This window comes from Paenibacillus ottowii, assembly GCF_050516475.1.
GTDB lineage: Bacteria > Bacillota > Bacilli > Paenibacillales > Paenibacillaceae > Paenibacillus > Paenibacillus ottowii.
The window spans coordinates 911,382-924,567 of the sequence record NZ_CP191577.1; the positions used below are offsets into that span (position 1 = coordinate 911,382).

Here is a 13,186-nt window from a genome sequence, read left to right on the forward strand (position 1 = left end):
GCCTGGTGGCAAGGGCGGTTCTTTTTTTGCTCTTTTCTCCCTAATAGATCGTCAAGGCTGTATGCGGCACCCTTTCGAGCAAACCGCTACCGTACATTTCCCGAAATGGCTGCTCTTCCATATGGATATAACCGATGTAACAGCCGCATTCTTTCATCCGACACGGACGCTGGGCGCTCAGCCCTTCCAGACCGTCTCTGTACAGGTGGCCAAGCACGCGTCGGTCCTGATAACAGTGTTTTACTCGTCCGTCACCCTGGACGTAAAACACATCTTCTCCCGCGCGACATGCTCGCCCCTGGCTGTTATAATCCTTTAGATTCCACTCGAAATAGGGATCTATCGCCGTTAATTCGGCAACCTCGGCATCCGTATAATATTGTGGTCGATCCTTGTAGGCGTTGACCCACATATATACCTCCTTTGGAAGTTGCGTCCGCAAGGAACGAATAGCCGGAAATGCCTGTTTCAATCCAACTGTACCGACACTATAGGAAATGCCAAGTTCATATAGCTTCATCGCCTGCGATATAAAAGCTTGCTCTTTGGTTTCTCCTGGATGATATGTTGCCCACAGTGCAGCCGTCTCTGGATTAAGCTCTTTTGTCCAATCCAGCTTAGTCGATAGGTTCGTCTGTACAGCCACTTTTTCCACATGCACCATATGGGAGAACTCAATCATGGTCTTACGATACCAGGAATGGATCAAGGCTTCTCCATACGGATTAAAAAAAATGGAGAGCTGATGTCCCAAGGCGCCCTGCTCTCGTACCCAATCAGCAAAATGCTCCAACTGCGCCCGATCCTTGTTCAACGTTTCCCGACTATCGACGTTTTTACTGAATGGGCAGTAAGGGCAAGCATAGTTGCATGAGGTCAACGAACCACGATAATATAAGGTCGCTCTCATGCGCCTACATATCCTTCCATACGTTCACGTACTGACGTCGAGATCATCCAGTCTCCAATCGCGTCAGAATAGGCCATTCCTTCCTCCGTAAGTCGAAGCGTTTCCTCCTCGACCACAGCCATACCCGATTCCAGCAGCAACGACATTCCTGTAAAATCGTCCACCAAGGATACACCGAAGCGCTCTGCATAGGCACATAGCTCCAGCCCTTCCCGATGAAGAAGCGCCTTCAGGATAAAGCGCCGCTTACGCTCATCCTCATCTAAAATAAAGCCGTAATCAGCCAGATCATGACGCTCTGCTGCAACATAATCTGCGATAATACTGCGTGTTGCTGCTGCACTGACGCCATACCGGCTGGCATAGTGTACATTGCGTGTATAAGAGCGCGCACCACACCCCAGTCCAGCCATGCCCTCCTCCTGGCAACTGTAGGGTAGAAGCTGCTTGCTGGATATACCCTCATCTTTAGCAAAACGACGCATGGAATATTGTACATATCCTGCCTGCTTGAGGCGTTCGCGAGCTACTTCATACAAGCTAAGGCGAATATCATGATCCAGCCCGGTATAACCCGGCTTTAAAATCGTATTTTCCCGAATATATAACGGGTAAAGAAAGATCTCTCCTGGCGAATAAGACAGAGCTTCCTCAAGAGAATACAGCCAGGTTTCCACCGTTTGGCCAGGCAGGCCATAGATCAGATCCACGTTAAGCAAAGGAAAATTGTATTCTACCAGCCGCTCAAGCGCTTCTCTAACAAGCTTGGGCTTCTGAGGTCGGTATATGGCCGCACTTTCTGATTCCACAAAGCTCTGGATTCCCATGCTGACACGATCCGTACCACGGCGCTTGAGCACTTCCAGTCTATCCTCGGTTACAGTGTCAGGAGAGGTTTCAACTGAAATAGAGGCTCGCTTGGGGTCCAATCCCATAATATTTTCCGCAATGTCAAATAAACGCTCCACCAAAGGAGCCTCCAACAAGGTCGGTGTACCTCCGCCAACCGCAAAACGCGAAAAAGGCCGACCGCCCATAATGGGTGCCCATTGTTGTGCTTGTCTTTCTAGCGCATCTACATACTCCTTGTGCACATCCTGACGCTTGTCTGGCAAAGTGAACAGGTTACAAAATCCGCAGCGAGCTGCGCAAAACGGTATATGCATATACAAAAAATAGCTTTCTAACTCTTCTTTCTCCCACAATTCCTGCAATGAGAGCGGTGTATCAAACGAACGGTAGGCCGTTTTATGCGGGTAAGAGTATAGATAAGAGCGATAAGGAGCTTCTCGGATCGTACGTGCCCATTCTACAGGAGTATCCGGCCACTCAAAGCTTGAATTCACTAAATTTGTGTCTATTTCCAGAGAAGTCCGGTTGGCTGCGCTCGTTGGGTGCAGGTGATTCAGATTCATAGCTTTCATTTCTGCTCCTTTCTCGCGCTGGTTTGGTTTCTTTATAATTTACCAGTGCAGACTAAGTTTCTTTTTGTCCTACAATATAAATTCGCGGTAAGGCACATTCCACACTACCTCATGCGCTAGGCGATGCCCCTCGTAGCCGTCTTCCCCATAAGCTGTACCATGGTCGGAAAAAGCCATGCAAAACGTCTTGCCCCGCTTCCGCAAAGCATCAAACAAGCGTCCAAGCTCACCATCCACATATCGCAAAGCCGCTCGTTGAGACTCTACTGAATCCTTTGAAGTGCCCTTTACAAAATAATGGTTAGGCCCGTGGATCGCTGATACGTTCAGAAATAAAAACAAGCGCTGTGCAGGGTCTGTCTTCTCCAGTAACTTCAGAGCATGATTCACCTGATGCTCCGTTGAACGGGGGTTGGTGACGCCAAAGTTCATGCGCCAGTAGCTCTCCTGAAAATACCCGGGCAGCACCTTTGCCAGCTTGTTCTTCTTCGTGAAAAAGATAACGCCGCCGATACAGATGGTCCGATAGCCCTCGTTCTCCAGCCCGGACACCATATCCGGAGCATCGAACAGCCAGGTATGTGGATGCGTGCGCAGTCCCGTATCCTTGGTGTGAAACAGCCTGATATGTGAAGCCTTATCTGTATTCGCCGGAGTCGGCAGAAATCCGCCAAAAAAAGCATGGTGTGCAGCATACGTAAAGCTCCCCGGTGTATGGCGCTTTTCCCACGACCCAGAACCGCACAAATTCGGACAGTTTTGTTCCTCCAGCTTGGCTACATCATATCGCAGGGTATCCAGCGTAATCATAACAATATCATGAGAGCCGACAATTTGATTCATATCCGTCATTATCTGTCTTTCCTTTCCAAAACTACGCTCCTATTAGCAAGGTGCTGCATTTCCCATTCATATGGATTCCAACCCTGATGTTCCACCCGGTACAGTAAATCGCCAAACGGATTAACATCCAATACATAGGGACGACCCCCGTGAGCCGGAACGAGCACGTCCAATCCAGCAACCATGGACGCAGGAAAAGCCCTCATAGCTGCTTTTGCAGTATGCTGGACTGATTCCATCGTACTCTGTGGTAGTCCGGCATCCATCAGCGAGAGTCGTTCATTACGCAAATGCAGATTTGTAATGGGGCTGTTGCTCAAACGTAAGACCGCATGACAAGCTTCTGAGCCACACACAAGTTGACGCACATCATAAACACGTCCGTTCAGGGTGGCTTTGGGAATCCAGCGCTCCACATGCATCCCCTCCAGACACAGCCAATTAAGGATGGCATGAATATCCTGCTTGTCTGTATAACGACGCAATCGCCCGGCATTATAATACACGCGCTGTCCATGGATGGTCTCTGTTCCAATCGTAGTTACCGCCAGCTCTGCATGCGTCTTGGGATGTACCTGATAAGCCATGACACCAGAAGCACCTGATCCGCAAAATATTTTTACAAATACGCGGTGAAATCCACTCTCTTTCATAGCGGTATGCAGATCGACCGCATCACGAAAGGCACCACCTGAAGCTGTAAGCACAGGCGGAACCTTGATGTCTGCCTGACTTAATACAGCACTACAACGCCGTTTGTCAAACATGACGGCTATTTCCGCAGGATCGTTCATCCAGCGCGACGAGGGCCAGAGCCGCTCAACTTCAAGCCGCAGCCAAGCCAGCAGACGGCAATAGCCCCGGAACCATTGTGCCGGGTGCCAAATGCGACCATGCTGCTCCTGCAATCGGCGCGCTTCTGCCGCCAGTATACCTGTGCCATGTGCCCATTCCGGCCATGGCAACAGAGAATCGTCTCCCTCGGCATCCGGGGCGCCCAGAGCAATCAACTCCCGCTCCACCTGAAAATTTTCGCCCGGTGCATCCAGGCGTAGCAGCGGACCGCTGTCCACCCGCCCTGCCAGCAATTGTCTTATGCTCTCTTGTACATGGACACTGCCATTCACGCTATCTTGAGCAGCTTGTGCGGCTATCCTGACCATCAGTTCGCCGAGACTGTGCTTTTCTCGGATGGCTCCAAGCACATCCATATAAGAAATCTCCAAAGCGGGCGGAAGCTTTAATCTGCTTCGTGCCTCCTGCAGTCCCGTAGTTCGGCGATTCCCCGGATTACCGAACAAGATAAACGGCTCCTTGATATTTCTGTCCCACATCATCACCATAGAGCCGCCTCACTTTAACTCTTTTTAATTTTAAAATCTATCTATAATAGAAATTCATTGGAACAGTTTATTCAGTCAGCGATGGATAGCGCCAATCGTCTTCTTCATCTGCTTCTTGTTGATCCTCTACGTTTACAGATAAACCTGACTTTTTCCAGCGTTCCATCATCTCACTAGACATGTAATGATAGCTCAAATCCAGATGCTTCAGCCCTTTAATACTTTCACTAGCCAGCAATGCTTCTGCACCTTGATCAGACAATGTACCTTGTGAGAGATCCAGCACTTCCAGTTGTCCAATCACTGGGGCGTTAGCAGCAGCAATTGCAATTTCATCCTGTATTTCACTATCCTTGAGTCCCAAGTATGTAAGTTTTGGGAAAGGATTGCTGTTCAAAAACGGTAAAATATCTTCCAGTTTACCGTCAAAACCATAGTCCTCGACACCCAAATACAGCTCCAGCTTGCGCAGTTCAGGCAGTTCGGCATTACGTATTTGCTGAAGAACGCTCACAGGCAGACCACCACAGATAATAACCAATTCCTGAAGATGATTATGGCGCAGGGGTTCCAGGCTCAGGTCCTGGCTTCCTTTAATATATAAGGAATCAAGCTTTGGAAACGCTTCTAACAACGGGGAGAGATTCGTTTGGTTAATCCATGACACCTCACACTCGTCATATTCCATATCACCAATAAACAGCTTGCGTACTGTCGGAAATTGATCTTTAAGCTTCACTAACACCGGTATAAAATCATCTGGTGAATTTTCATAGGCGCCGCCCCAATCTCCAATGATTAGATCTGTAATTTGTGCGCTCTCCGGCTTGGCTGCCAGTTCCTCAATAGACTTGGCCATGGTTTGACCATTCTCATAAGCATCATAATCCACTACCAATTTCACTTCCATCTTCCCATTCCTCCAATCGCTTATCTGAAATCTCGTAAACTAACTATTTCCAATTTAGTCTATCCTATTCTACCAATGTTCGTCAAAAAAAGTCCCAGTTCGACATTAATCTTATGTAACATATGCACATTGAAATAAAAACAAGGCAGCCCGCAAGCGGGCTGCCTTGGCACATCCTTAATAAATTTCTACTATTATAAAGTATGCAAGTTTAAAACCAAGTTATTGGGTAATTGTAATCGGTGAGTTATCGGACAACAATGCCAGATTATTTACAATCACATTCTCTTCCTTGCTCAAGCCACTGGTAACGAGTGTTTGTGAACCTGTCGTCTGAACAGTCTTCACTTCCTTGCGCTTCGCATGGCCGCCGTTTACCACATATACATATTCTTTACCTTGATCCTTTTGAATTGCCGCAGTTGGAACAACAATACCTTCTTGCGCATTGGAAGCGACAAAGCTGATATCAGCCAACATGCCGGATTTCAGTTTCATGTCTGGATTAGCTACTGAAATTTTTACAGGATATCCTTTACCACTTGCATCCAGCGGGCTTACATTTTTCACTGTACCTGTTGTTACAATGTTGGATGCTGCAACACGAACCTGTACTTTGTCACCTGCTTTTACATTGTTGATCTGTTCTGCTGGGACATAGATCAATGTATTGACTGTACTCAGGTTAGCGATGACCAGCGCAGGAGACTGAGCGGACACCATTTCGCCCACTTCTGCATTTTTCGTACCCACAATACCGTTGATTGGTGAGGTAACAACCGTGTCATTCAATGCATCCTGAGCAATAGCTACATTCAGTTGTGCCTGCTTAAGAGATTGTTGGCTAGACTCGATGCCCGCTGTATTTTGAGATACCTTAAGCTGATTTTGCGCATTGCTGTAGCCGCTATTGGCATTACTGTAGCTATTTTTTGCTGACTCATAGCTGTTGCGAGCTGTAGTTAGGGCCTTTTGAGCAGCTACCAATTGATCTTTTGCATTAGCCTGCGCATTTTGTGCGTTATTATAAGCCGCTTCCGCATTCACAACTGCTGTTTTTGCTTGTTCTAATTGTGCTTGGGTGCTTGCACCAGCATCAAACAGACTTTGTGTACGTGTTACATTCTTTTGCGCATCTGCCAAAGCTTGCTGTGTTTGTTTCACCGTGTTGGCTGCCGAGGAAACACCATGTGTTGCTTGTTCTACGGCTGTGGTTGCTTGATTAATAGCACCCTGTGCCTGATTGATTGCGCTTTGGGATTGAATCACACCGCTCTTGGACTGTACTAGGCCCGAAGTAGCTTGAACCATCGTTGATTCATGGGAGGCTTGAGCGGTGCTTACGCCGGCTGCTGCCGCAGCGGCAGCGGCGCGTGCTTTTGCAACGTTATTTCGCATATCCTTATCATCCAGCTTGAACAAGACTTGCCCCTTTTTAACCTCGGAGCCAATATCTACAGGCAGCTCAACCACTTTACCGCCCACTTTAGGCACGATGTTGACTGTTTCCGAAGGTGTTACCGTACCTGTATAAATATTTCCCTGTCCGATAATCCCCTGCTGTGCTTGACTAATTTTAACCGGAACGACCATGTCCTGTGCCGCTCCGCTATTACTGGAGCAGCCTGCCAGCACTGCGCCGCCGAGGACTAAAGCCGCTAATGTACTTTCTACTCTCAATATTTTCATGATAATTCCCTTTCTTTCTGTCCGTGGAAATAATGTAAGCCATCCAGTCGATATTTTTGTATTTCTCTTTATTAAGCTTCCGGCTGTGTCTTTGCTTTCTTCCTCTGAATAAACAAAAAGATGAGTGGAATCGTGCAAAACAGCGGTATGGATGAAATGAGGAACGTATCCCCAATTCCTCTTGATGTAGCATCCAGTGTGATCAAACTACTTATGGATGACATCCATGAGCTGCCCATTGTCGCTTGAAGTACATGAGCAGAATCTGGGGTAATGGACTCTGAAATTTGCTGGGCATGAGCAGCCGAACGGCTTTGCATAATAGCGGTCAGTACCGCAATCGCCATAGATGCAGCCACAGTACGTACCAGATTAGACGCTGTAGACGCATTAGCTACCTTGCTCGGATGAACGGCGTTCATGCCGACTGTGGATAATGGCATCATACAGATCCCAATTCCTAGTCCCCGTAATGCCATTACGGTTTCCAACCAGGCATGCGAAGTATCCGGCGTAAGCTGATGAAGATGATACGTCATAAAGCTGGTTAGCGTCAGGCCCACAAGTCCCAAAGGCACAATGCCGAACTTATCGAATAGCTTCCCGGCAATAGGCATCATGGCCGCCATAGCAATGGCCTGTGGAATGAGGATAATACCAGTATCAATCGGTGACACGCGCTGAATATTTTGCAAAAACAACGGTGTTAGGAACGTTCCTCCGTACATCCCCATCATGACCAGACTGGAGGCGATAACACTAATCGTATATTTTGAATTCTTGAATAATGAAATTTCAATTACAGCATTATCCTTGCCGCTTTCTACATAGATGAGAAAGACAAGTGCCCAGAAAGAAATAAACAGCAGAGATACAATCCCAAAAGAAGTCCAGCCATCACGCTGGCCGTTTGTCAGTGCGTACAAGAGTGTTCCTGCACAGGTTGCCGCCAGTAAAAATCCTGGCAGATCAAACGGCTTGGGCGTAACCTTAGGCGGCTCCTTGATGAGAAGGATGACCATTAAAATGGCAAATAAAGCAACAGGCAGGCTGACAATAAACAAGAAACGCCAGTTAAACCATTCAATTAAGTAACCGCTCAGCGTAGGTCCTACCGCTGGTGCCGCCATAGCGGCGATTCCCCATATACCAAGGGACATCCCAATTTGTTCACGCGGCATGATTTTGTAAATAATCGTCATACTCAGCGGCATAATGACACCACCGCCCAGACCAGCCAGTACACGCGCTGCGATTAGGGAAGAATCGCTCCATGCAAAAATACATATTCCTGTTCCCAGCGAGAACACGCTGAGCGCAAGAATCAAAAACTTTTTGTATCCGATACGCTGCTCCATATATCCGGTAATCGGGACGATAACGCCGGATGCAAGCGTGTAACCTGTAATAACCCACTGAATACGTGTCGTTGTTGATCCTAAATCCGTCGTCAATCGGGGAATGGCGACATTGATCAGACTGTTGTTCAGAATGGCGACAAAGGCGCCTAAAACGATAGCAAAAAAGGCTAGCCAGCGTTCTTTGGAAGAATCTGTCGAAGGAGCAGCAGCAGTTTCATTGGCAGCCACATGGACCCCTCCTTTTTAAGATGTATGAATTTTTACTTCCACGTTCGTTCCAGGAATAAGCTTCAAATCTTTAGGCTTGTTCACGGCAATTTCTACAGGCACACGTTGAGTCACCTTATTAAAGTTACCACTTGTGTTCACAGCAGGAACGAGCGAAAATACTGCATTCGAAGCCTCGCCCACTTTACGAACCTTACCTTGAATCACCTGGTCACCTGCTGCATCAAGCGTAATATCAACAAGCTGTCCTGGTTTAATACGGTTAATATCGGTTTCTTCAATATTCGTAGATACATACAGGTTGTTCATATCAACCATAGTCGCTACAGCACTACCCGGTGTTCCGATTTCATGCTCCTTCGAATAAATCTTAATGACAGTTCCGTTAATCGGCGCACGCAGGACAGACTTGCTAATCATGCTCGCATCCAGGCCCGATACATCCTGCTCGGCAATCGGTTCATTGCGCTGCAATACATCGCCTTCTTCCACATCAATGTGGCTAATCTCTCCGGAAATTTGCGGCATCACCTTATACTGATCGGCTTGAATACGCGCATCATCACTTTTGACATAGTGTGTTGCCTGATACCAATAATAGTAGCCAATAGCTCCACCGCTCAGAATGAGCAGTACGATGAGAATCGGCAATACAGTTTTCTTACTCACTTGTTCCACCCCTGTTGTTCAAAAAATTTTTATTATTCAACGCTAATATTTTAATATTGAAATATTAGGCCATTAAACCAAATGGAGAACGTAAATAAACACATGACTACATGCCATGCAAAAGACAGGACAAACTTTATGTACATAGGACAATCTATTCCATAGTCCACAAACCGTCTTCTTTATATTTAAATATTTTCATATAACTATTGTACATTGAAATATTATAGATATATTTATCTATTCAGGCAATATAAATTTTCAGTTTTTTCAGAATTTTTTTTCATAAAAAAGAACCTTGTTTCCAAGGCTCTTTCACGAAAAGGGATAGTTTACAATTAAAGGGTTGCACAACAAACCTAAGAAAAAAGCATAGATCCAATTGACCGATCCTTGCTGTTATTCGCCTCCCGCTCTTCCTTTCTGTCCTTATTCGCTCTGTTCTGCTGAGAACTTTGCTGACCCATACATCCTCTGCAACGACAGTGTTCTGCCGTCCTCTGCATATCCTCTACGGAGTCTTTTAATAATTGGACATAATCTAGGGATTGCTGTAGAGAAGTCGAACCAGGAAGAAAACGAACCTTCTTGCCCTCTAGCAGACAGTATACCTCAATAAGCTGAGGAAGAGCTCCAAATGCATAATAACAAAACACATTTGTTAGATGTTGAAATGTACTAATAACGTTGGGGTTGTAGTCCACCATATATTTTTGAATCAGCAATGAGTCCGCTTGTTCTGAGAGTTGCCAAGCTGCCTGAATAATCAGCGAAATATCGACCTCCAGCTCAGGTACCACTGTGCAAAATTGTTCATACAACATCACAGGCATCCATAAGTCATTATTTAAGGCACATACTTTTGACAACTCGCCTGACACTTTACTTTTCACATCCCAGTAATGGAACAATGAATCAAAACTGTTCGACTGCTTAGGCCACCATTTCTCCAGCACATACTGGACAGGGACTTCTCGCCGTACCTCTACTTCCATTCCAAAGTATTCGTTCAACGCATGCCCTATCGCATATTGAACCCGTTGCCGCCAATTCCAGCCCTCACGCCCTCGTTTTCTCTGTGATGGACGGATTGGCTGCGGGGTTCTCCACATCTCCTCAAGCTGATAGTCGTGCAGAAGAGGAAAGCCGCTTAAGCTATCGCCATTGCGCATACCTATCCCTCACTCTCTTCTTAGGACACTCCAATACCGGCCTGTGCGAATTGTCTTCCGTAAGCTCGGCAATTCTCCTTCTCGTCATCCAATGGATTGAATTCAATCTTGAGACTCTCCTGAATGACAGATGCGCCGCGTTCTTTGACTTTTTCCTCTACCAGGTCCACTGCGCCACAGAATTGTGTGTAAGATGTATCTCCACTGCCAAATACAGCAGTCTTTTTACCAGTCAGATTAAGCTCATCTAGTTCCTCGTAAAAATCTAAAAATTCATCAGGAAGCTCACCGTCTCCCCATGTATATACACCCAACAGGAATCCGTCATATGCTAGCAGTTCTTGCGCGCTGCAATCATACGAAGCCTTCAACTCCGCCTCATGCCCAGCCTGACGAACGCCCTCGGCGATCAATTCCGCGATTTCCTCTGTATTACCGGTCATGCTAGCATAAGCAATCATGATTTTACCCAAGTTCATCCCTCACCTTTATTTGAAATATGGGATGCTTTCACTCCCTATTACTCAAATAATATTTGATAATGATTCTCATTGTCAAATAAAAATTTCAAGCATGACGTGCATTTTGAAAATATATACGCAAAACAGCCGCATTACAATGCGGCTGTTCGCTGTTAAAGTCTATAAGATGGTAAGGTAGCCTTCCAATAGGGAAGCTCTACGCTCCTGCAAAACTTCAATGTAAAAATATTATGTACGTACAACCTAATCCGTTTTTCATAAATAAAACGAAAATTAAACAGTTGTACGTACAAGTGGGATTGATTTCATTTTAATATGAAAGCGCTATAATTACAAGTGCATCGGAAAAAAATATTTTCGCTCCGTCTGACTCCTTACTTATTCATGGAATCATTCGATTGTTGCTAAGGTTTGTTGTACAATAGACTCCATGTGGGGATTTTACGCAGCTTACTGCCTAAATCCTGAATTGACTGCTGAAGGATGGATTGTACATGTATGTAGCACAAGAGTGGAAAGACTACGAAGTAATGGATACAGGCGGCGGTGAAAAGCTGGAACGTTGGGGCAATATTGTCCTGCGTCGACCCGATCCGCAAATCATATGGCCGTTGACCCAGGAAACAGCCGAATGGCGCAATGTTCATGGGCATTATCATCGCAGCTCTTCCGGGGGCGGCCAATGGGATATGAAAAAGCCTATCCCTGAGCGCTGGACGATTAGCTATGGACCGCTTAAATTCCACATTAAACCGACCAGCTTCAAGCATACTGGTCTTTTTCCAGAGCAGGCAGCCAACTGGAGCTGGATGATGGATAAAATTAAAGGCGCAGGCAGACCCATTTCCGTATTAAACCTGTTTGCTTACACAGGAGGAGCCACTACTGCCGCAGCGTATGCCGGAGCGAGTGTAGTTCACGTGGATGCCGCCAAAGGTATGGTGCAGTGGGCAAAGGAAAACGTCCAATTGTCCGGCCTGGCTGACCGTCCGGTACGCTTTATTACAGACGATGTATTCAAGTTCGTGCAACGGGAACAACGTCGGGGCAACCGATATGATGCAATTATTATGGACCCTCCTTCTTACGGACGCGGACCTAACGGAGAAACCTGGAAGCTTGAAGAAAGCTTATATCCGTTTCTCGAATCCTGCATGAGCATTATTTCAGACCAACCATTGTTCATGCTGATCAACTCCTACACGACAGGCATTTCACCTACTGTATTGCGCAACATGCTGAGCATGACAATGCAGCAAAAGTATGGCGGCCAAATTAGCGCTGGTGAAATCGGATTGCCGATCACACGCTCAGGTTTGAATTTGCCTTGTGGTATTCTCGGACGCTGGGAGGCTTAATTCCTCTTATGAATCAAGATGAACTTACCCGGCACGGGCATGTACGACCAAATATTCCTGTTCTGTATGAGGACAATCATGTCCTGGCGGTTGTAAAGCCTGTCAATGTTCCGACACAGGAGGATGCCAGTGGTGATCCTGATCTGCTGTCTCTACTTAAGGAAGATCTGAAAATCAGACACAATAAGCCTGGTAACGTCTTTTTGGGTTTAGTCCACAGGCTGGATCGCCCCGTAGGCGGAGCCATGATTTTTGCTAAGACGTCCAAAGCTGCTTCTCGCCTGTCGGAGTCGGTTCGGAGCCGTCATTTTCACAAGCTGTATACAGCTGTTCTAAATGGCGTTCCTACGGCTCTCCAAGGACGTCTAACCCATTACCTGCTAAAGGACAACCGTACCAACACGGTCAAAACGGTTAGACCCGGCACGGATGGTGCTAAGGAAGCCATTTTGGAATACCGCGTGATCGGACAAGCTGCTGGACTTAGTCTTGTAGAAATTAAGCTGCACACCGGACGCTCGCACCAAATTCGCGTACAGATGCAGGCCATCGGCTGTCCCCTCTATGGGGATCAAAAATATGGCGGCAATCTGAGCCGCCCCGGTCAACAGCTAGCCCTCTGGTCCTTACTCGCTGGAGCACCGCATCCGGTCACCAAGGAGGCCATGAGCTTCCACTCACTACCTCCCGTCCAGTTTCCTTGGAATGAGTGGCCCTTGTCGCTTTATGAAAATATGATTACGTCAGAAAATTGAGCAGACTCACCACAAATAACCCGCATGCATGTAGACAAACAT

At 46.7% G+C, this 13,186-nt stretch carries 12 protein-coding genes; 2 read left to right on the top strand and 10 right to left on the bottom strand.

What is annotated here, in order from left to right; genetic code table 11:
• Positions 1–40: 40 nt before the first annotated feature.
• From ACQQ6X_RS04255 to ACQQ6X_RS04300, 10 genes are all read right to left on the bottom strand, one after another.
• Positions 41–910, bottom strand: a complete 870-nt coding sequence (locus ACQQ6X_RS04255) for an STM4011 family radical SAM protein (RefSeq protein ID WP_305164355.1) — start codon at positions 908–910, stop codon at positions 41–43.
• A complete protein-coding gene (locus tag ACQQ6X_RS04260) occupies positions 907–2,334 on the bottom strand; it encodes an STM4012 family radical SAM protein (RefSeq protein ID WP_305164356.1) in 1,428 nt (475 codons plus the stop codon). The genes ACQQ6X_RS04255 and ACQQ6X_RS04260 overlap by 4 nt, the downstream gene beginning before the upstream one ends.
• A gap of 69 nt (positions 2,335–2,403) precedes the next feature.
• Complete coding sequence (locus ACQQ6X_RS04265) at positions 2,404–3,186, bottom strand: STM4013/SEN3800 family hydrolase (RefSeq protein ID WP_305164357.1); 783 nt, start codon at positions 3,184–3,186, stop codon at positions 2,404–2,406.
• Positions 3,186–4,520 (bottom strand): STM4014 family protein, encoded by a 1,335-nt coding sequence (locus ACQQ6X_RS04270; protein WP_305164358.1) that lies wholly within the window; start codon positions 4,518–4,520, stop codon positions 3,186–3,188. Before ACQQ6X_RS04270 ends, ACQQ6X_RS04265 begins: the two co-directional genes overlap by 1 nt.
• A 67-nt stretch (positions 4,521–4,587) precedes the next feature.
• Complete coding sequence (locus tag ACQQ6X_RS04275) at positions 4,588–5,430, bottom strand: STM4015 family protein (RefSeq protein ID WP_305164359.1); 843 nt, start codon at positions 5,428–5,430, stop codon at positions 4,588–4,590.
• Between the two features lie 222 nt (positions 5,431–5,652).
• A complete protein-coding gene (locus tag ACQQ6X_RS04280) occupies positions 5,653–7,119 on the bottom strand; it encodes an efflux RND transporter periplasmic adaptor subunit (protein WP_305164360.1) in 1,467 nt (488 codons plus the stop codon).
• A 71-nt stretch (positions 7,120–7,190) separates the two neighbouring features.
• The gene (locus tag ACQQ6X_RS04285) at positions 7,191–8,708 is read right to left on the bottom strand and encodes a DHA2 family efflux MFS transporter permease subunit (RefSeq protein ID WP_305164361.1); all 1,518 of its coding nucleotides are present in this window, start codon (positions 8,706–8,708) and stop codon (positions 7,191–7,193) included.
• A 15-nt stretch (positions 8,709–8,723) separates the two neighbouring features.
• The gene (locus ACQQ6X_RS04290; protein ID WP_305164362.1) at positions 8,724–9,377 is read right to left on the bottom strand and encodes an HlyD family secretion protein; all 654 of its coding nucleotides are present in this window, start codon (positions 9,375–9,377) and stop codon (positions 8,724–8,726) included.
• A 359-nt stretch (positions 9,378–9,736) separates the two neighbouring features.
• Positions 9,737–10,549 (bottom strand): hypothetical protein, encoded by an 813-nt coding sequence (locus tag ACQQ6X_RS04295; RefSeq protein ID WP_305164363.1) that lies wholly within the window; start codon positions 10,547–10,549, stop codon positions 9,737–9,739.
• 20 nt (positions 10,550–10,569) lie between these two features.
• Positions 10,570–11,028: a flavodoxin gene (locus tag ACQQ6X_RS04300; RefSeq protein WP_305164364.1), complete on the bottom strand. Its 459-nt coding sequence runs from the start codon at positions 11,026–11,028 to the stop codon at positions 10,570–10,572.
• Positions 11,029–11,525: 497 nt separating this feature from the next.
• On the opposite strand from ACQQ6X_RS04300, the gene ACQQ6X_RS04305 reads away from it, so the two are divergent.
• Together ACQQ6X_RS04305 and ACQQ6X_RS04310 are read left to right on the top strand one after the other, a co-directional pair.
• Positions 11,526–12,389, top strand: a complete 864-nt coding sequence (locus ACQQ6X_RS04305; RefSeq protein WP_013371574.1) for a class I SAM-dependent methyltransferase — start codon at positions 11,526–11,528, stop codon at positions 12,387–12,389.
• An 8-nt stretch (positions 12,390–12,397) separates the two neighbouring features.
• The gene (locus ACQQ6X_RS04310; RefSeq protein ID WP_305164365.1) at positions 12,398–13,144 is read left to right on the top strand and encodes an RluA family pseudouridine synthase; all 747 of its coding nucleotides are present in this window, start codon (positions 12,398–12,400) and stop codon (positions 13,142–13,144) included.
• Positions 13,145–13,186 lie beyond the last annotated feature (42 nt).